The organism is Comamonas sp. lk, from assembly GCF_900564145.1.
In the GTDB taxonomy this organism is placed as follows: Bacteria; Pseudomonadota; Gammaproteobacteria; order Burkholderiales; family Burkholderiaceae_C; genus Comamonas.
In genome coordinates this window covers 2,435,611-2,453,832 of sequence record NZ_UOOB01000001.1, presented here as the reverse complement: position 1 = coordinate 2,453,832, position 18,222 = coordinate 2,435,611, and the positions used below count along the sequence as shown (strand labels likewise).

The 18,222-nt window shown below is 62.2% G+C and carries 19 protein-coding genes; 15 read left to right on the top strand and 4 right to left on the bottom strand.

The window, feature by feature from the left end:
* The first annotated feature begins 111 nt into the window (after positions 1–111).
* The 9 genes from EAO39_RS11335 to EAO39_RS11295 all read left to right on the top strand — a co-directional run bounded on the left by EAO39_RS11335 (position 112) and on the right by EAO39_RS11295 (position 8,430).
* Entirely contained in the window at positions 112–1,170 is a 1,059-nt protein-coding gene (locus EAO39_RS11335; RefSeq protein WP_120967481.1) for a 3-keto-5-aminohexanoate cleavage protein, read from the top strand.
* 83 nt (positions 1,171–1,253) lie between these two features.
* A complete protein-coding gene (locus EAO39_RS11330; RefSeq protein ID WP_120967480.1) occupies positions 1,254–2,246 on the top strand; it encodes a tripartite tricarboxylate transporter substrate binding protein in 993 nt (330 codons plus the stop codon).
* Between the two features lie 10 nt (positions 2,247–2,256).
* Positions 2,257–2,673, top strand: a complete 417-nt coding sequence (locus EAO39_RS11325) for a carboxymuconolactone decarboxylase family protein (RefSeq protein ID WP_120967479.1) — start codon at positions 2,257–2,259, stop codon at positions 2,671–2,673.
* A gap of 97 nt (positions 2,674–2,770) precedes the next feature.
* The gene (locus EAO39_RS11320) at positions 2,771–3,529 is read left to right on the top strand and encodes an SDR family oxidoreductase (RefSeq protein WP_120967478.1); all 759 of its coding nucleotides are present in this window, start codon (positions 2,771–2,773) and stop codon (positions 3,527–3,529) included.
* A 47-nt stretch (positions 3,530–3,576) separates the two neighbouring features.
* Entirely contained in the window at positions 3,577–4,512 is a 936-nt protein-coding gene (locus EAO39_RS11315; protein ID WP_120967477.1) for a 3-keto-5-aminohexanoate cleavage protein, read from the top strand.
* Positions 4,513–4,888: 376 nt separating this feature from the next.
* The gene (locus EAO39_RS11310) at positions 4,889–6,448 is read left to right on the top strand and encodes a sensor domain-containing diguanylate cyclase (protein ID WP_162989531.1); all 1,560 of its coding nucleotides are present in this window, start codon (positions 4,889–4,891) and stop codon (positions 6,446–6,448) included.
* A 67-nt stretch (positions 6,449–6,515) separates the two neighbouring features.
* The gene (locus EAO39_RS11305; RefSeq protein WP_120967475.1) at positions 6,516–7,127 is read left to right on the top strand and encodes a YceI family protein; all 612 of its coding nucleotides are present in this window, start codon (positions 6,516–6,518) and stop codon (positions 7,125–7,127) included.
* 20 nt (positions 7,128–7,147) lie between these two features.
* On the top strand, positions 7,148–7,870 hold the full coding sequence (locus EAO39_RS11300) for a YceI family protein (protein ID WP_120970960.1): 723 nt from the start codon (positions 7,148–7,150) through the stop codon (positions 7,868–7,870).
* Complete coding sequence (locus EAO39_RS11295; protein WP_120967474.1) at positions 7,867–8,430, top strand: SRPBCC family protein; 564 nt, start codon at positions 7,867–7,869, stop codon at positions 8,428–8,430. The genes EAO39_RS11300 and EAO39_RS11295 overlap by 4 nt, the downstream gene beginning before the upstream one ends.
* A gap of 137 nt (positions 8,431–8,567) precedes the next feature.
* Here the strand turns inward: EAO39_RS11295 and EAO39_RS11290 are convergent, their stop codons facing one another.
* A complete protein-coding gene (locus tag EAO39_RS11290) occupies positions 8,568–9,155 on the bottom strand; it encodes a TetR/AcrR family transcriptional regulator (RefSeq protein WP_240467099.1) in 588 nt (195 codons plus the stop codon).
* Between the two features lie 125 nt (positions 9,156–9,280).
* Between EAO39_RS11290 and EAO39_RS11285 the strand changes: the two genes are divergently transcribed.
* Entirely contained in the window at positions 9,281–10,489 is a 1,209-nt protein-coding gene (locus EAO39_RS11285; RefSeq protein WP_120967472.1) for an MFS transporter, read from the top strand.
* A gap of 27 nt (positions 10,490–10,516) precedes the next feature.
* Here the strand turns inward: EAO39_RS11285 and EAO39_RS11280 are convergent, their stop codons facing one another.
* On the bottom strand, positions 10,517–11,827 hold the full coding sequence (locus tag EAO39_RS11280) for an MFS transporter (protein ID WP_240466962.1): 1,311 nt from the start codon (positions 11,825–11,827) through the stop codon (positions 10,517–10,519).
* Positions 11,817–12,320, bottom strand: coding sequence for a MarR family winged helix-turn-helix transcriptional regulator (locus tag EAO39_RS11275; protein ID WP_120967471.1), 504 nt, complete (start codon positions 12,318–12,320; stop codon positions 11,817–11,819). The genes EAO39_RS11280 and EAO39_RS11275 overlap by 11 nt, the downstream gene beginning before the upstream one ends.
* Before the next feature lie 134 nt (positions 12,321–12,454).
* Between EAO39_RS11275 and EAO39_RS11270 the strand changes: the two genes are divergently transcribed.
* Positions 12,455–12,940: a PaaI family thioesterase gene (locus EAO39_RS11270; RefSeq protein ID WP_240467098.1), complete on the top strand. Its 486-nt coding sequence runs from the start codon at positions 12,455–12,457 to the stop codon at positions 12,938–12,940.
* Between the two features lie 72 nt (positions 12,941–13,012).
* Here EAO39_RS11270 and icd read toward each other — a convergent pair whose 3' ends face one another.
* Positions 13,013–14,275, bottom strand: a complete 1,263-nt coding sequence (icd, locus tag EAO39_RS11265) for an NADP-dependent isocitrate dehydrogenase (RefSeq protein ID WP_120967469.1) — start codon at positions 14,273–14,275, stop codon at positions 13,013–13,015.
* 210 nt (positions 14,276–14,485) lie between these two features.
* On the opposite strand from icd, the gene EAO39_RS11260 reads away from it, so the two are divergent.
* The 4 genes from EAO39_RS11260 (at position 14,486) to EAO39_RS11245 (ending at position 18,222) form a co-directional block, all read left to right on the top strand.
* Positions 14,486–14,680, top strand: a complete 195-nt coding sequence (locus EAO39_RS11260) for a hypothetical protein (protein ID WP_120967468.1) — start codon at positions 14,486–14,488, stop codon at positions 14,678–14,680.
* A gap of 163 nt (positions 14,681–14,843) precedes the next feature.
* Complete coding sequence (locus EAO39_RS11255; RefSeq protein ID WP_120967467.1) at positions 14,844–15,323, top strand: DUF192 domain-containing protein; 480 nt, start codon at positions 14,844–14,846, stop codon at positions 15,321–15,323.
* A 173-nt stretch (positions 15,324–15,496) separates the two neighbouring features.
* On the top strand, positions 15,497–15,919 hold the full coding sequence (locus tag EAO39_RS11250) for a DUF2946 family protein (protein WP_120970956.1): 423 nt from the start codon (positions 15,497–15,499) through the stop codon (positions 15,917–15,919).
* 89 nt (positions 15,920–16,008) lie between these two features.
* Positions 16,009–18,222 carry a TonB-dependent receptor gene (locus EAO39_RS11245; protein WP_240466961.1) on the top strand — a complete coding sequence of 738 codons (2,214 nt, stop codon included), beginning with the start codon at positions 16,009–16,011 and terminating at the stop codon, positions 18,220–18,222.

Below are 18,222 nucleotides of genomic sequence, written 5' to 3'. Positions count from 1 at the left end.
CAGAACGGCAAGCATTTAATGCAGCTCCTGCCTACATTTCGCCAGGACAGCAGCCGTAAACCCTGCGTCTCATACATCCGGATTCCCGGTATTTAGCTTGAAAAGGCATTTATGAACTTCCTCGACGGCCACCTCTTCCCCGAAAACCAGCAGCCGCTGATCATCACCGCTGCGCCCTATGCCCCCTCGTGGATGCCCGGTGACTTTCCCGGCGAAATCGCCGTCACCATGGAAGAGCAGATCCAGAAAGCCGTGGACTGCTACAACGCCGGCGCCCAGGTGCTGCACCTGCATGTGCGTGAACTCGACGGCCGCGGCAGCAAGCGCCTGTCCAAGTTCAACGAGCTGATCGCCGGCGTGCGTGCCCGCGTGCCCGAGATGATCATCCAGGTCGGCGGCTCCATCAGCTTTGCCCCCGAGACCGATGGTGCTGCTGCCAAGTGGCTGTCCGACGACACCCGCCACATGCTGGCCGAGCTGGACCCCAAGCCCGACCAGGTGACGGTGACCATCAACACCTCGCAGATGAACATCCTCGAGCAGTTCGATGCGCGCGACATCCAGGGCACGTCCATGGAAGACCCGGTGGTGTTCAACGCCTACAAGGAAATGACCGTGCCCGCCCAACCCGGCTGGGCCGAGGAGCATATCCGCCGCCTGTCCGAGGCCGGCATCCAGAGCGCTTTCCAGTGCTACAACATCAACAGCTTCGAGTCGGTGGAGCGCCTGATGCGCCGCGGCATCTACAAAGGCCCGCTGGTGATGAACTGGGTGGCGATTGGCGGCGGCATGGACGCCCCCAACATCTACAGCCTGGCCCACTTTGTGCGCGCCGTGCCCGATGGTGCCGTGCTGACCGTGGAAAGCTCGGTGCTCAACGTGCTGCCCATCAACGCCATGGGCATTGCCATGGGTCTGCATGTGCGCTGCGGCACCGAAGACAACCTGTGGAACCAGACCCGCACCGAAAAAATGGGCACGGTGGCGCAGATCGAGCAGTTGGTGCGCATGGCCAAGGAGTTCAGCCGCCCCATTGCCACGCCGGCGCAAGCGCGTGAGATCTGCCAGATCGGCGTGTTCTACGACAGCGTGGAAGAGACGCTGGAGAAGAACGGCTTTGCCCCCAACCGCAACGGCGCCCAGCAAGGCTTTTTGCGCAAGGCCGCCTGAAGCCAGAGCGCCGCAGCACACCAGCGAGCCGCACAGCGAAAGCGGCCGCTGCGTGAGGATGACTACAACAATCCTGGAGACAAATGAGCTTTCAATCCTTCCATACGCTCACGCGCCGCACCTGCTTGGCGGCGCTGCTGGCCGCCCTGCCCTGCGCGCAAGCCGTAGCGCAAAGCCAATGGCCTAGCCGGCCGATCCGCATCATGGTGCCCGCCCCTGCAGGCGGCGCTTCCGACATGATCGCCCGCACGCTTGCCGAGAGTCTCAGGCAAGACCTCAAGCAGCCGGTCATCATTGAAAACAAGCTTGGTGCCGGCGGCATCATCGCGGTGGAAGCCATGCTGCAGGCCCCACGCGACGGCCATACCTTGGTGCTCTCGCCCAACTCTCTGGTGGCTGAAAACCCGTACAGCTACAAATTCCGCTTCGACCCCTTCAAGGATCTGGTGCCGGTAGCGCAGGTGGCCAGCGTGCCGCTGGTGCTGGTGGCCGACCCACGTCTGCCCGTCAAAAACATCACCGATCTGGTCAGCTATGTGAAGTCCCATCCGGGCCAGACCTCGTATGCCTCCTACAGCCCGGGCACTATCTCGCACATCAAGGGCATGCAGTTCAACAAGGCCGCGGCCCTGGATATGGTGCATGTGGGCTACAAGGGCTCTCCGCCGGCGTTGACCGATCTGATGGGCGGCCAGATTCAGTTCATGTTCGATGGCCTGGGCACCTCCCTGCCTCTGGTCAAGGCCGGCAAGGTCCGTCCGCTGGCGGTCACTTCGCCGCAGCGCTCGCCGTTTCTGCCCGACGTCCCGACGCTGGCCGAAAGCGGCTACCCCCAGCTCAGCCAGATCATGGGCACCAGCGTGTGGTCCACGCCCGATGTGCCCGCCGACATCCGTGAGCGCCTGCGCCAGGAGCTGAACAAGGCCATGGCATCAACCGCCGTCAAGCAACAGCTCGCAGCCCTTGGCATGGATGCCGGCAACCCCGCGCAAACCGTGGCCGAACTGGAGCAATTGCTCAAGCGTGAGAACGAACGCACCGGCGTTGCGCTGCGTGCCATGAACTACAAACCCTGAGGGCCGAGACATGAACGACAGAAGCAACATCCCATCTTCCACCCCCATCAGCGACAGCCTGCGCGCCAATGGTTACTGGAATCCGGAGTGGAACAGTTTTACCGAGCTGGACCCGATATGGACCGAAAAATTCCTGGACATGGCCATGCACCCCATGGCCAAGGGATTGATAGAGCCCAAAGTCTGGGAATTCCTTGCCATCGCCGTGGATGCCTCATGCACCCATATGTATGGGCCGGGCACGCGCCGCCACATTCGCCGCGCCCTGGAGCTAGGCGCCAGCCAGGACGAAATTGCCGCCGTGCTGCAGGGGGTGAGCGTGCTCGGCCTGCACGCCAACAGCATGGCTGCGCCCATGTTGCTGGAAGAGGTGGCGCGGCATCAAGCGCAAACAGCGCCTGCCTCGCCACCTCTGGCACCCAACTGAGCCCCCACCGAGCCATACCTCGACGCCTGCTGGCCGCCGCTTTGGGCAGGCCGGCATTGCCTTCGCCCAATTACTCCAACTACAGGAAAAAACCAGCATGTCCTCCACCTTCCAGAATCAAGTGGTTCTCATCACCGGGGCTACCGCAGGGATAGGCCGCGCCGCCGCAGTGGCGTTTGCCGCCCAGGGCGCTCGACTTGTGGTCAGCGGGCGCAATACCGAAGCCGGCGCTCAACTCCAGGCCGAGCTGCGCGAAATGGGTGCACAAGCCGTCTTTGTTCGCGCCGATGTGAGCAACGAGGAACAGGTCATTCAGTTGCTGGCCGCCTGTGTAGAGCATTACGGCCGCCTGGATGTGGCGGTCAACAGTGCGGGCCTGGAAGGCACGCGCGGCTCCATCATGGAGCAGACCGTAGAAACCTACGCCGCCGCGTTCAACGCCAATGCGCTCGGCACTTTTCTGTGCCTCAAGCATGAGCTGCGCCTGATGTCCAAGCAGCAGTCCGGCTCCATCGTGAACCTGTCTTCCACCATGGGCAGCCGCGGCAACGCACTCGCCCCCATGTATGTGGCCAGCAAACATGCCATCGAAGGCTTCACCAAGTCTGCGGCACTGGAAGCCTGCCAGTACCAGGTCCGCGTCAATGCCGTCGCCCCTGGCCCCATCGCCACCGAGATGCTGGATCGTATCGCCGGCGGTGCGCAGAACGTGCCCCTGGTGGCCGGCACGATTCCCATGCAACGCGTGGGCAAGCCCGAGGAAGTGGCTGACGCCATCCTCTACCTGGCTTCTCCCGGCGCCAGCTACATCACGGGGCAGATTCTGCAGGTCAACGGCGGCAAGACAGCGATGTAAGCGCCTTCTCACCCTATTCAACACAGCTTCATCACCAAGGATTTTTCATGGCCGCACCCCAAAGCAAAGTGATCGTGACCTGCGCGATCACCGGAGGCATTCACACGCCCTCCATGTCGCCCTACCTGCCCATCACGCCCCAACAGATCGAGGATGAAGCCGTTGCCGCCGCAGAAGCCGGCGCAGCCATCGTCCATCTGCATGCACGCCTTCCGGAAAACGGCAAGCCCTCCCAGGACCCCGCGCTGTTTAGACAATTTCTGCCGCAAATTGCGCAGCGCTCCGATGCCATTATCAACCTCACCACCGGCGGCGCGCCCAATATGCTGGTGGAAGAGCGTCTGCAACCGGCGCTGGAACTCAAGCCCGAGGTCGCCTCGCTGAATATGGGCTCGATGAACTTCGGCCTCTACCCCATGCTGGCCCGGCAAAAAGAGTTCAAGCACGACTGGGAGCGCCCTTATCTCGAGGGCTCCGAGGACCGCGTGTTCCGCAACACTTTCAAAGAGATCCAGTACATCCTCGAATCCTGCGCCGACAACGGCACCCGTTTCGAAATCGAGTGCTACGACACCAGCCACCTCTATACGGCCGCCCACTTTATCGATCGCGGCATTCTGAAGGCACCGTTTTTCATCCAGTCGGTATTCGGTCTGCTGGGTGGCATAGGCACGCATCCCGACGATGTCATGCACATGCGCCGCACGGCAGAGCGACTGTTTGGTAACGACTACTACTGGTCGGTACTGGGTGCCGGCCGCAGTCAGATGCCGCTGGCCAGCATGTCGGCAAGCATGGGCGGCAATGTGCGCGTGGGCCTCGAGGACTCGCTATGGGATGGTCCGGGCCGTCTGGCCACCAGCAATGCGCAACAGGTGACGCGTATCGTGCAGATTCTGCACGGCATGAATCTGGAAATCGCCACACCGCAGGAAACCAGAGACATGCTGCAACTCAAAGGAAAGAACGCCGTCGCCTTCTAAAGGTTGCAGCTCTCCGGGATTTTGATAAAAACAGCGTCAAGTTCTTATTAAACAAGCGCTTGACGCTATATTTTTAGAAGCAAAACTCAAAACCACATCTTGCGCCCTCAAGCATTGAACCGAGCTCAGCCTACATCGCCAAGGGTAGAAAGCAGGCCGATGCGCTTGCGGCTCATGGATTGCAAGCAGCATTTTTCGCAGATACTGAGCGGGTCCCGCAAGAGCTGCCGGCAAGAGAGGCCGAAAACAGCGTCTGTCCAGCCACCGCGATATGCAGTGGCTCGCATGGCCGCCGTATTGCGCACGGGTTTCCTCGCCAGCCTGCAGACAGGACATTTGTTCCGAGACGGCCAGCAATGGGAATGGTGCAAGACTGATGAAGATACTCGGTGCAAAACCTTCGATTCGCTCCAGTCTGATCGTTCTGGTCCTGGCTTGCCTGATTCCGGCGGCGCTGGCACAAGCCGGGCTGGCCTACTACTCCTTCAAAGCAGAGCGCCAGCAACTTCTCAATGACACCTTAGCCAGAGTCCGGGCCCTCACCGGATCGCTGGACCGTGAAATGATCGCCGCCGAAGGTGCGGTCAGAGCCCTGGGCACCTCGCCCGCGCTCTTGTCCGGGGACTACGCGACGTTCTACGGCCAGGCCACGGCAGTCCAGGCGCAGCAGAACGCAGACAACGTGGTCCTGAGCTGGCCTAACGGTCAGCAGATCATCAACACGCTGCGGCCCTACGGAACCAAGCTTCCTATGAGCCGGACACCTGACTTCGAAAAGATTCTTCAGGCCGATACCGCCATCACCACCAATCTCTTCGTTGGTGCGGTCAGCAAACAGCCGCATTTCGCCATCCAGATTCCGGTCCGTCATGAGGGCAAGCCCATCTATGCACTGACCATAGGCATGTTTCCGCACCGCATTGCGGCCATCTTGCCCACCGAGAGCACGCTGCCGGGACAGATTGCCGGCGTGCTTGACGGCAACGGGGTTCTTGTTGCGCGCTCCACCGGAGAAGACGGCCTGGTCGGCAACAAAGTCCCGGCTCAGCTGCTGGCGCAAATGGAGCATCGCAAAGAGGGCAGCTTTCCCACCACCACGGCCGAAGGTGTGCCCGCCGTACTGCTTTTTGCGCACTCCGCAGCCAGCCAATGGGTGAGCTATATGACGATTCCAGAGGCCTACTTTCAGCAGAAACTCTGGGACTCCTTGAAGTGGGTGCTGGCGATTTCCCTGCTGCTGGCCACTGCGGCCCTGGCTTTTGCCTGGTTTGTCGGGGGGGTGATAGCCCAATCGATTGCCAGCTTGACGGCACCGGCGCTGGCACTGGGCTATGGTCAAACCGTGAAGATCGGAGCCGTGTATCTGCGCGAGGCCGATGAAGTGGCCAAAGCACTGGCTGAAGCATCTTCTGTGCTGAGAGCGGCGCAGTATGAGGCCCAGCATGACAAGCTGACCGGTCTGGCCAATCACGCCCTGTTCAACGACATGCTGAACCAGCAGCTGCTGTTGTGCGAACGCATGAAGATGCATATGGCCGTGCTCTTCATCGACCTCGATGGCTTCAAGGCCGTCAACGACACGCACGGCCACGGCGTCGGCGATCAGCTGCTGCGCGCTGTTGCAACGCGCCTTGGCACGGCCGCCCGGTCGTCCGACATTGTGGCCAGACTGGGCGGCGATGAATTTGCCCTCTTGCTGATTGATGCGGGACGCGCCGATGCGTACCGGTTCGCGGAGCAGCTGATTGAACGCATTTCAGCGCCCTATCTTCTGGACGATCTCAGCATCTGCGTGGCGGCAAGCATTGGCATTGCCTTGTTTCCGGAAACGGCGGCCACGCCCGAAGGCTTGCTGCTGGCCGCTGACGAGGCCATGTACCAGGCCAAGCGCGAAGGCAAAGGCCGCAGCGTTGTGGCGCAGGCTCTGACGCCATAAGCGGGCCGGATCGCATCATGTCATTCACCGTATCAAGTCACATGCTCTTTTTTGGGAGTACAACTCCATGAGAAAAACCGCTTTCTGCCTCGCCGGGCTGTTGGCCGCCATAGGCCTGACGCAGGCGCAGGCTGCCGAATGGAAGATGGATACGGCCAAGGACAACCGGCTGGAGTTCATCGCTAGTTTCGAAAACAGGCCGGCGCCCGGCGTTTTCAAGGACTTCGATGTGAGGCTCCGCTTTGATCCCGAGCAAGCGGGCGCCGAGCAAGCGGGCGCCGAGCAAGCGGGTGCCGGGCAACCGAGCCCCGGGCAACTGGACGTCAGCGTTCGTGTCACCAGTGCGGATATGGCCAATGCCGACATCAACCAGGCCATCGCCGGCCTGGAGTGGTTCGACTTCGCCCGCCATCAGCAGGCCCGCTTCCATGCCAGCGATATACGCCGCGTGCAAGCCGGCCGCTATCTGGCACGCGGCACGCTCACCCTGAAAGGCGTGCAAAAGCCGGTGGAGCTGCCATTTACCTGGAGTGCAGCGAGCGGCGCCGCCACCATGGAAGGCGAGCTGATAGTCAAACGCGCAGCTTTTGGCATTGGCACGGGAGAATGGGCGGCAACCGATGTCATCGCCGCCGATGTGAAGGTGAAATTTCGCATCCAACTGCGCGAGGCCTCATGAAGTACCGCTGGCCACTGCGAATGCAACTGAGCGCAGCCTTGACGGCGCTGATAGCGGCTTTGATTAGCGCCTGCGCGCAACTGGAGCTGGAGTCGCCGCCGGCCCCGCCATCCATTCAGGCTCCCGCAGACTTTCCTGCGGCGAGCTACGCGCAAGCTGCGGCCCAGGGCCAGCGCGTGCTGCAGGTTGATCCCCGGTCTTCGCGGGTCGTCATCACCGTTCGCCGTGGCGGAACGCTGGCCAAGCTGGGCCACGACCATGTGGTGGCAGCTCAGGAGCTTCAAGGCCTGGTGGCACCCGAGCTGGGCCGTGCCGACCTCTACCTGGCGCTGGACAGCCTGTCGGTGGACGACTCCGACCTGCGCGCCCAGGCCGGGTTCGACACCCAGCCTGGCGCCGCCGACATTGCTGCCACCCGCGCCAATATGCTGGGCAAGGTGTTGCAGACGCAGCAGTTTCCGTTTGCGCTGATCCAGGTGCGATCTGCCGCTGCGCTCGCAAGCGATGCGCTGCTGGCGGTGGACATCACGCTGCACGGCGTCAAGCGCAGCTTCAGCGTGCCGGCGCGGGTAGAGACCAATCGCAAGGGATTGCAAGTCAGCGGCATGCTGGCCTTTGATCAATCCAGTTTCGGCATCACGCCTTTTTCCATCCTGGGTGGAGCCATTCAGGTTCAAGACCGGCTCGTGCTGCACTTTGACGTGCAGGCGATTGAATCTGCTGGGCGGAGCCAGCTGCCATGAGCGCTTGCGCCCTGCTTGTTCGCTGGGTCATCGCCGGCTTGCTCTGGATCTGCAGCGCATCCTGGGCCCAGGAGCTGAACATAGAGACTTCGGGCCAGAACGGCGTTATCACGGTGAACGCGTCGGCCACCATGCGGGTTCAGCTGAGCACGGCCTGGAGCGTGATCAGCGATTACGACCATCTGGCCGAATTCATACCCTATATGAGCAGCTCCAGGGTGGTGCAGCGCAATGGCGAGCAGCTGCTGGTGGAGCAGACGGGCGCTCTCGCCTTTTTGTTCTTCCAGCAGTCCATCGAGGTCCGGCTGGCCGTCACCGAAGTGCCGCCGCTGCGAATCACGGCAAGGGCGGTGGGCGGCAATCTGAAGGAAATGAGTGGCAGCTATACCTTGGAAGCACTGCCCAGCGGTGAAGTCCGGCTGTCCTATAGCGCCAGTCTGCGGCCCGATTTTGCGGTGCCGCCGGTGGTGGGCACTCTGGTGGTGCGCAATGTGCTGGCGCGCCAGTTCACGGCGATGGTCGATGAAATCGTGCGACGCGATGCCAAAGCATTGCGGTAGCGATAACGCATCAGCGCCAGCCTGCTTGATGCGAGACGAGATGACTCAACACTCGTATCTTGCTAAAAACCGGCGCAAGCGCTTTATAAAAAATCGCATGATGCTCATATATTCATAGCAAATGCAAAAAGCCAGGTTCAAGCTGCTTTCCACCCTTCCAGCATCAAATCCAGCGCTTGCAGGGCATCGTCAAGGCGGGCGGCGGGCGCACCTTCTTCGGCAATCCAGAAGGCCGCCTCCACCAGGCAGCCATTGAGCAGGCGGGCCAGCGCCAGCGGGTTGGCGCGGTTGATAACGCCCTGATCGATCAGTTGCTGCAGATAGTTCGCCATGAACTGTATGCACTTCTGGTGTTGCTCGCCCTGGTCCGTGCCCGTGAGCACGGAGCGCGCATCCTGCAGCACGATGCGGCGAATCTCCGCCTCCTGGGCCATGGCCAGATAGGCGCGGCAATAAGCCAGAAAGCCGTCCCAGGGAGTGGCATGGGCGCGCAGCACCAGCTCCAGCCGGGCATCCATTTCCGCATCCATCTGCGCCACCACCGCCGCCAGCAGCCCGCTCTTGCCGCCGAAGTGGTGGTACAGGGCCCCGCGGGTGAGACCCGCTTGTGCCGTCAAATCATCCATGGAAGCCTGGGCATAGCCGTGCGTGGCAAACGCCTGCCTGGCCGCCGCCAGCAATTTGGCGCGGGTCGCCTCGATCATGCTGGATCGACTCTGGCGAATCTGACTCATACCCGACTCCATTCACATACAAACCGTATGCCAATGATACGCTGCGCGCAATGACTGCGTAAAATGCAAACTTACATACAAAACGTATGTCAATGCATTCAAGTGCCAGGGTTTTCATGTTTCACGCCTACCGCAGCCTGTTCTCCGCCCCCGGAACCACGAGCTTTGTACTTGCCGGAATGCTGGCCCGCCTGCCGCTGTCCATGACGGGCATAGGCTTGATCACCATGCTCTCTCAGCAGCGCGGCGCCTACACCTTGGCCGGTGCGGTCGCCGCCTGCTTTGCGCTGTCGATTGCGGTGCTGGCACCGCGCATTTCCGCGCTGGTGGATCGCCATGGTCAAGGCAAGGTGCTGCCGATTGCGGCAGGCATCAGCTCCAGCGCCATGTTTGCCCTGCTGGCCTGCGCCCACTGGGAAGGGCCGGACTGGTTGCTGCTCTTGCTGGCCGCGCTGGTGGGCAGTCTGCCCAGCATGCCTGCCATGTTCCGCGCCCGCTGGACGGTACTGTACCGCGGCACCCCCCAACTGCAGACGGCTTATGCGCTGGAAGCCGTGCTTGATGACCTGAGCTTTATTGTCGGCCCGCCCTTGTCCGTGGGGTTGAGCATGGTGCTCTTTCCCGAGGCCGGCCCCATGGCGGCCGCAATGCTGCTGATCGTGGGCGTGAGCCTGTTTGCCATGCAGCGGCGCACCGAACCACCGGTCAACCCCGGCATCGCCCATATCCGGCAAAAGGCGCTGCTGCGCCAGCCCGTGGTACGTACGCTGGCGCTGTTCATGCTGGCGCAAGGCATCATCGTGGGCACCATCGATGTGGCCAGCGTGGCCTTTGCCACCCATCAGGGCCAACCCGCCATGGCCAGCGTGGTGCTGTCCTTCTACGCACTGGGCTCCTGCGTGATGGGCCTGGTATTTGGCGTCATGCGCTTGAAGATGCCGCTCAACCGCCAGATTGTGTGGGTGGGTGCATCGGTGGCAATTACCGCCATTCCGCTGTTGCTGGCCAGCAATCTCACGGCCTTGACCCTGGCCGTGCTGCTGGCCGGCATTACCTTCGGCCCCACGATTACCGTGGCCATGGGTCTGGTGGAGCAGCAAGTCGCCGCCCAGCGGCTGACCGAAGGCATGACCTGGCTGCTCACCGGCCTGGCCATGGGCGTGGCCCTGGGCGCGGCAGCCGCCGGCTGGGTGATAGACCACTGGGGGCCTCAGGCCTCGTTTGTGGTTGCGCTGATTGCCGGTGCGGCCATGTGGGCCTGGGGAATTCAGACCGGACGCTTGGCCGGTGCCAAGACCGAATCCATTGCCCAGGCCCTGCCCTAGCCCTAGATCTAACGCTGAGCGGCTGCCTCAGCCCGCAAGCGCCGCCCCAGCCGGCTTGGCCAGGCGCGCCTCGCGGATCGGCAGATGAATCAGGGCGGCGGCCACGGCCAGCAGAATGTCGATGATCCAGACAATGTCGAAGTTGCCCGTGGCCTCGAACACCTTGCCGCCCAGCCAGGCACCCAGAAAGCCACCCATCTGGTGCACCAGCATCACCAGTCCGAAGAGCATGGCCATATGGCGGGTGCCGAAGAACTTGGCAACCAGACCCACGGTGGGCGGTACCGTGGACAGGAAAGTCAGCCCCATCACTGCAGCAAAGATCAGTGCCACGGCCCCGGTCTTGGGCGCCAGCATGAAGGCCAGCACCGCCACGGCACGTACGGCATAGACCAGAGACAGCAGCGACTTCATGCGCCAGTGCCCTACGGCCCAGCCCATGGCAAGACTGCCAATGATGTTGAAAAGCCCCAGCATGGCCAGCGCCCAGGCACCAAACTGCACAGGCAGACCGCAACTTTCAATCACGCCTGGCAGGTGGGTACCCAGAAATGCCACATGAAAGCCGCAAACAAAAAAGCCTACCGACAGCAGCACATAGCTGCGATTGCCCAAGGCCTGGGCGATGACGGCACGGCTGCCCATAGCTTTGGCGGCTTCGGCAGCACCTGGCGTCGCCGCTGCAACCGCTGGGGCCACTACTTCAGGCTTGCCCTTGAGCACCCAGATGGCAGGTAGTGCCACCAGCACCAGCACGGCCATGACCTGCAGCGCATTGGCCCAGCCCATGCCAATCATCAAGGCACCGGCCAGCGGCGTGATCAGAAACTGCCCCGTGGAGCCGCCGGCGTTGACGATGCCCGTGGCCATGCCCCGGTAGCGCTCTGGAATCAGCCTGGCGGTGGTGCCCATCAGCACGGCGGGGCCGGCCATGCCGGCGCCCCCGGCAGAGAGCACGCCCACGGCAAAAATCAGGCCCCAGGTGCTGGTCATATAAGGGGTGATAAAGGTGCCCACCGCCACCAGCAGCACGCCGATGAGCAGCACGCGGCCTGCGCCAATACGGTCGGCCATGGCGCCGGCAAAGGGCTGGGTCAGCCCCCACCACAGCTGGCCAAAGGCAAACGCCAGACTGATCTGCGCCAGGCCCAGCTGGGTGGCGCTGTTCAGCGGACTGACAAACAAGCCCATGCTCTGGCGCGTTCCCATGGTCAGCGCAAACGTGGAGGCCGCTGCCAGCAGCACCAGCCATACGCTCCACTGGCGCTGGCCTGGCGACAGAGCGCCGATAAGACTTCGATCACCGGCTTGATCCTTGGTTTGGGCTTCACGCATCATGGTCTCCGCTTTCCTGAAGATTCTCTTGTGGCGCATCGTCGGCCAGCAAAGGCAGCGCCTCATCGATCAGCGCATGCAGGGCCAGCACACGTTCCACACCCAGCTGGGCATTGAGCTGCAGCTGCGCACGGCGCCAGCCGCTTTGGGCCTGTGCCCGCTTTTCGCGCCCGGCGTCGGTGATATGCACCAGGCGGCTGCGTCCGTCCTCGCCAGCGGCCACCTCCAGCCAACCTGCGGCCACCAGGGGCTTGAGATTGCGGGTCAGCGTAGAGGCATCCATGGTCATGAAGCGCGCCAGATCGCCGGGGCGAATCGGCCCGCGATGCAACACCTGCGACAGCAGCGAGTACTGCGTGGTCTTGAGCCCGGCCTGCGCCAGCTCGGCGTCATAGCGCTGCGATACCCGGCGCAGCAGCTGGCGCAGCTTGAAGTTGGTACAGCCTTGCGGCTGCACGGCCGGGGCGACATCGGGTTGGATCAGGGTTGCGCTCATGGAACCATTGTATCTACAATAATTGCATATGCAACTTTAAAGAGATTTCCATGGATACAGCCATCGCCACCCACCCCAGTCGTCAAACTGCTCACGGAGACTGGGAAGCGCACAAGGAACAAGTCGTCAGCCACATGCTGGCAGGCGGCGGCCAGCCCGGCGTGGCTGCGCCGGCACAGCTGCAGGGCAAGACCGGGCTGGAAATCATGCAAGCCATGCTCAGCGGTGAGCTGCCCTACCCGCATATCGCGGAGACGCTGGACTTTGCCCTGATCGAGGTGGCCCACGGCAAAGCCGTATTTCAAGGCACACCTCAGCTCAAGCACTACAACCCCATGGGCACGGCGCATGGCGGCTGGTTTGCCACGCTGCTGGACTCGGCCCTGGGCTGCGCCGTGCAAACCACCTTGCCAGCCGGCACGGGATACACCACAGCCGAGCTCAGCGTGAACATCGTGCGCGCCGCTCACGCCCATACCGGGCCGTTGCGCGCCATAGGCCAGGTGATTCACAGCGGCCGCCAGCTGGCCACGGCCGAAGCCCGCATCGTCGGAGCCGACGGCAAGCTCTACGCCCATGCCAGCACCACCTGCCTGGTGTTCGCCGCCAAGGCATTCTGAAGGTACACGCAAGGTATTAGCCATGAAAAAAACGCACCCGAAGGTGCGTTTTTTTATTCAGGCGTCAAGGCCTCAGTCCATCATGGAAATCACCACATCGCCAAAGCGCGAGCAGGAAACCTGGGTTGCGCCATCCATCAGTCGCGCAAAGTCATAGGTCACATGCTTGCTCTGAATGGCTTTTTCCAGCGACTGCACCAGTAGGTCTGCCGCCTCGCGCCAGCCCATGTGGCGCAGCATCATCTCGGCGCAGAGAATCATGGAGCCGGGATTCACATAATCCTTGCCCGCATAGCGCGGTGCCGTGCCGTGCGTGGCTTCAAAACAGGCAATGGATTCCGACATGTTGGCGCCGGGCGCAATGCCTATGCCGCCCACTTGCGCGGCCAGCGCGTCCGAGATGTAGTCGCCGTTCAGATTGAGCGTGGCCACCACCGAATACTCGGCCGGGCGCATCAGAATCTGCTGCAGGAAGGCATCGGTGATCGAGTCCTTGACGATGATGTCCTTGCCGGTCTTTGGGTTCTTGAGCTTGACCCAAGGGCCGCCATCGATCAGCTCGGCACCAAACTCGCGGCGCGCCAGTGCATAGCCCCAGTCACGGAAAGCGCCTTCCGTGTACTTCATGATGTTGCCCTTGTGCACCAGGGTCACGCTGGGTCGGTTGTTGTCGATGGCGTACTGGATGGCCTTGCGCACCAGGCGCTCCGTGCCTTCGCGCGAAACGGGCTTGATGCCAATGCCCGAAGTCTCGGGAAAACGGATCTTGTTGGAACCCAGCTCCTTGGACAGGAACTGCATGAGCTTTTGCGCATTCTCGCTGCCCGCTGCGAACTCAATGCCCGCATAAATATCTTCCGAGTTCTCGCGGAAGATCACCATATTGGTTTTCTCGGGCTGCTTGAGCGGCGAAGGCACGCCCTTGAAATACTGCACGGGGCGCAGGCAGACGTAGAGATCCAGCTCCTGGCGCAGCGCCACGTTCAGGGAACGGATGCCGCCGCCCACGGGCGTGGTCAGCGGGCCCTTGATGGAAACCGCATAGTCGCGCACGGCGGCCACGGTTTCTTCGGGCAGCCACATATCGGGGCCATAGACGCGGGTGGCTTTTTCGCCGGCAAAAATCTCCATCCAGGCAATCTTGCGCTTAGTACCGTAGACCTTGGCCACGGCCGCATCGGCCACCTTGCGCATCACCGGCGTCACGTCCACGCCCACGCCGTCACCGTCGATGAAAGGAATGATGGGCTGATCGGGCACGTTCAGCGAATGGTCGGCATTAACCGTGATCTTCTGGCCTTGCGGCGGAATCTGGATGTGCTGGAAAGTGCTCATTGTTGCGAATCTCCTGAATTGGTAATTATGCGGCGCAGCAACCTGATCGTTAATGCGTCTATGGCCCGATTTTGGCATCACTGGCGCTCACAAAATTCTTACGCAGTTCATCGCCAGATTCTGTCAACGCCGGCACAGCGCCGGCGTTGAATATTTGTGGCACGGATGGTCCGCGTCGCAACCTCAACTGAACCCAGGAAATTTGCAGACATGAAAAAACTACTCGCTGTCCTGATTGCCGGTACTTTCGCTGCAGGCGCCTTCGCCCAGGCAGCAGCACCCGCAGCCCCGGTTCAAGCGCCCGCCAAGGCCGCAGCCCCTGCGGCCAAGCACATGAAGGCCAAGTCCACCCATAGCCACAAACAAGTCAAACATTCTTCCAAGAAAATGCACAAGGCGATGTGAAGATAGCGGCCTGCCGCAAGCACAACTGATACTGAGCGCCACCACATTTCAAATGCAGGGACGCACACTAAAAAGCCCGCAGAATAACGAGTCTGCGGGCTTTTCTTATGATCGCCTCGCGCACCGACCTTTGCCAGACCCAGTTACAAGGCCCTTGATTGCCATGAAGTTTGCTCTCCGCCTGCCCTTTGTTGTTTCTTCAGCTCTTGCCCTGAGCGCCCTGCTGGGCTTTGGCAGCCTGGCCAACGCCCAGGACGGTTCTCCCCAGATGAATCTGCGTCGCACCGATCTGACGGCAGGCATGTACCGCATCGATACACAGTTGGCCGTTACGCCACAGCAGCGCGAGATCGGTCTCATGTTCCGCAAGGAAATGCCCCAGCAGGAAGGCATGCTGTTTGTATTCGAACAGCCCGGCGTGCAGTGCTTCTGGATGCGCAACACGCTCTTGCCCCTGACCGCCGCCTTTGTGGCCGATGACGGCACCATCGTCAATCTGGCCGATATGAAACCGCAGTCCGATGATTCGCACTGCTCAGCCAAGCCGGTGCGCTTTGTGCTGGAAATGAACCAGGGCTGGTTCGCCAAGCGCGGCATCAAGGCCGGAGCCAAGCTGGGCGGTGCTCCCTTCGCACCGCGCTGAAGCCCATCAAAAAATTCCTGTATTGATAGCATCTAGCGCTCTACATACAAGCACTAGAGCCCATTCAGACTGAAAATCCAGCACCGACCAAGTCTTGTCGCAACAGGCATATGTCTGTGCTTTTCTCGGCCCGCAATCTGCGGACCCACATCGCAAACCGGCATAATCGTTTCATGCACCAGCTGCGCACCTCCTTCTGGCTCTCCCGGCTGATCCTGGCCTGGTTTGCTTTGACGTTGGGCGCCGCCAGCGCATCGCCGTTCATCCATCCGCAGGCGATGGAACTGATCTGCACCACCTCGGGCGAGATGCGCTGGGTCAATGTCAGCAGCGCTGTCGGCAACAGCGTCAGCGATGACACCAGCGCAGATAGCAGCCTTGGTGAGAATGCGCAGAGCGCGGCCCATAGCGGCCAGCACAACACCCTCGATTGCGCACTGTGCCTGCCTGCTGCCGGGCCTGCACCCCTGCATTTTGGCGATCTGCCGCCCATGGCACAGCCGCTGTCCCATGCGCTGCGCCCCCTGGTGGCAGCGCATATTGCTTCCGTCACCCGCGCACCCCTGCCCGCACGCGGGCCTCCTGCTAACTCCTGAAACCTTTCTCGGTTGGCTGAGCCGTCCCTGAGGGCGGACTCGGCTTTTGTCTGCACTGTGCTCTTCAGTGCCCGGCCAGGAGTTTTTTCGTGATCCGTTCTTCTTCCCGTCATTTTGGCGGGCGCGCTCGTGCGCGCGCTCTTCCCCAGCTCTCTCTTCCCGCACTCTCTGCCAGCAGCTGCGCCGTTCTGGCCCTGCTCAGCGGATATGTCCATGCCGCCGAGCCCACGCTGGCCACCGTGGAGGTCAGCGAAGGCTGGCACGAGGCTTTTTCCAGCCTGGCGCTCGATGCAAAATCGGCGACGGCCAGCCGCCTGGGCCTGAGCGCCAAAGAGCTACCGGCCAGCGTGCACACTCTTGATCGCAGCGAGCTGGAAGCGCGCGGTGCGCAAAACACGCAGGAGGCACTGGCCGCTATTCCCGGTGTGACGGCCTACAGCCCGCCCGGCAATCCCGGCGTGAGCTACCGGGGCTTTGGCGGCAGCTCGGTCAGCCAGCTGTTCAACGGCATCAATGTGCAGTACAGCATTGCGGCCCGCCCGGTAGACAGTTGGATTTACGACCGCATCGAGGCCATAGGCGGCGCGTCCAGCTTTCTGTATGGCGCAGGCGGGGTGGGCGGCACGCTCAACTACATCACCAAGCTGCCGGAGAGCACTTCGTTCACCGAAGGCCAGATACGCCTGGGCAGCAACGGACTCAAGCAGGCTTCGTTGGGACTGAACCGCCGCGTGGGCAGCGCAGATGACGCCAACGTCCACTATCTGCGGCTGGACCTGAACCAAAGCACAGGCGGCAGCAGCATAGATCAGGTCAAGCGCCATGCCACGCAGTTAGCGCTGTCGCTGCGCTCCGAGCTGGGCGGCGGACTCACCCACACCCTGGCCTACGAATACCAGCATGAGCGGGTAGACCGACCTTACTGGGGCACGCCGCTGCGCAACCCCATCCAGGGCGAGGTCAGCATCGACCCGGCCACCCGCGACAAGAACTACAACAGCGCCGACGGCCTGTATGCCCAGCGCGTGCAATGGCTGCGCTCCATCACCGAAGGCCGTGTCAACCCGCAACTGCAGTGGAGCAACACCTTCTACGCCTATAGCGCCCAGCGGGAGTACCGCAATGTGGAGAGCTACCGCTTCAACGCCGGCAACAGCGCCGTCATCCGCTCCAGCGCGCTGCTGCAGCGCCATGAGCAACTGCTGATCGGCGACCGGCTGGAAGGCAGGCTGCAAAGCCAACTGGCCGGCTTGCGCAGCGACTGGGCGTTTGGCCTGGATGTCAGCGTCAACCGCCAGACCCGCTACCCCACCAGCCTCTCGGGCACGGTAAGCACCGTCAATCCCTACGACTTTGCGACCGAAAATTTCTACTCCATCCCCGGCATGCAGCCCGGCTTCAGGGCCGACCGGGACAACCGCATCCAGAACATCGCCCTGTACCTGGAAAACCGCACCGCCATCGCCCCCACGCTGCATGTGCTCACGGCCCTCAGGCATGAACGCCTGGATCTGGATCTGAGCAATCGGCGCGAAGTCACGGCCAGCGCACCTGCCAGCTGGAGCCGCAGCTACCGCCCCACCACAGGCCGCATCGGCCTGGTCTGGGATGCCACGCCCGAAGCCGCGCTTTATGCCCAGTACGCCACCGCCGCCGATCCGCCCTCGGGCACGCTGGCCACGGCCAGCTTTGCCGATGCCATCAACAACACCGGCCTGACCACCGGCCGCCAGCTCGAAGTGGGGGCGAAATGGCGCTTTATGCAAGACAAGGGCTCGGCCACGCTGGCCGCCTACCAGATCGAGCGACACAACATCGCCACGCAAGACCCCAGCGACAGCACCCGCACCCTGCTGGTGGGAGAGCAGTCCTCGCGCGGCATGGAAGCCGCCGTGGCGCTGGCCCTGTCTGCGCAGTGGAGCTTGCGCGCCGACTACAGCCACACCCGGGCGCGCTATGACAATTACCAGCAAAACGGCATCTCCATGGCCGGCAAGCACCCGGTCAACACCCCGGCCACGGTCGCCAATCTCTGGACCCGTTATCGCGCCACGCCGGATCTGCTGCTGAGCGCCGGTCTGCGCCATGTGGGTCGCATCTACGGTGATGCGGCCAATACCTTCTACTGGCCGCGCGTCACGCTGCTGGATCTGGGTCTGGACTACCAGATCAACCGCCAGATGACGCTGCAGGCGCGGCTGCGCAATGCAACCAATCGCAGCTACGCCGCCAGCCTCAGCAGCACCATGGCTTATCTGGGTGCCGCCCGCAGCGCCGATATAGCGCTGCGCCTGAGCTACTGA

Excerpts from the sequence above, each read along its gene's own strand:
- EAO39_RS11335 (WP_120967481.1), top strand. The coding sequence starts at position 112 with ATGAACTTCCTCGACGGCCACCTCTTCCCCGAAAACCAGCAGCCGCTG.
- EAO39_RS11330 (WP_120967480.1), top strand. The coding sequence starts at position 1,254 with ATGAGCTTTCAATCCTTCCATACGCTCACGCGCCGCACCTGCTTGGCG.
- EAO39_RS11325 (WP_120967479.1), top strand. The coding sequence starts at position 2,257 with ATGAACGACAGAAGCAACATCCCATCTTCCACCCCCATCAGCGACAGC.
- EAO39_RS11320 (WP_120967478.1), top strand. The coding sequence starts at position 2,771 with ATGTCCTCCACCTTCCAGAATCAAGTGGTTCTCATCACCGGGGCTACC.
- EAO39_RS11315 (WP_120967477.1), top strand. The coding sequence starts at position 3,577 with ATGGCCGCACCCCAAAGCAAAGTGATCGTGACCTGCGCGATCACCGGA.
- EAO39_RS11310 (WP_162989531.1), top strand. The coding sequence starts at position 4,889 with ATGAAGATACTCGGTGCAAAACCTTCGATTCGCTCCAGTCTGATCGTT.
- EAO39_RS11305 (WP_120967475.1), top strand. The coding sequence starts at position 6,516 with ATGAGAAAAACCGCTTTCTGCCTCGCCGGGCTGTTGGCCGCCATAGGC.
- EAO39_RS11300 (WP_120970960.1), top strand. The coding sequence starts at position 7,148 with ATGCAACTGAGCGCAGCCTTGACGGCGCTGATAGCGGCTTTGATTAGC.
- EAO39_RS11295 (WP_120967474.1), top strand. The coding sequence starts at position 7,867 with ATGAGCGCTTGCGCCCTGCTTGTTCGCTGGGTCATCGCCGGCTTGCTC.
- EAO39_RS11285 (WP_120967472.1), top strand. The coding sequence starts at position 9,281 with ATGTTTCACGCCTACCGCAGCCTGTTCTCCGCCCCCGGAACCACGAGC.
- EAO39_RS11280 (WP_240466962.1), bottom strand. The coding sequence starts at position 11,827 with ATGATGCGTGAAGCCCAAACCAAGGATCAAGCCGGTGATCGAAGTCTT.
- EAO39_RS11275 (WP_120967471.1), bottom strand. The coding sequence starts at position 12,320 with ATGAGCGCAACCCTGATCCAACCCGATGTCGCCCCGGCCGTGCAGCCG.
- EAO39_RS11270 (WP_240467098.1), top strand. The coding sequence starts at position 12,455 with ATGCTGGCAGGCGGCGGCCAGCCCGGCGTGGCTGCGCCGGCACAGCTG.
- icd (WP_120967469.1), bottom strand. The coding sequence starts at position 14,275 with ATGAGCACTTTCCAGCACATCCAGATTCCGCCGCAAGGCCAGAAGATC.
- EAO39_RS11260 (WP_120967468.1), top strand. The coding sequence starts at position 14,486 with ATGAAAAAACTACTCGCTGTCCTGATTGCCGGTACTTTCGCTGCAGGC.
- EAO39_RS11255 (WP_120967467.1), top strand. The coding sequence starts at position 14,844 with ATGAAGTTTGCTCTCCGCCTGCCCTTTGTTGTTTCTTCAGCTCTTGCC.
- EAO39_RS11250 (WP_120970956.1), top strand. The coding sequence starts at position 15,497 with ATGCACCAGCTGCGCACCTCCTTCTGGCTCTCCCGGCTGATCCTGGCC.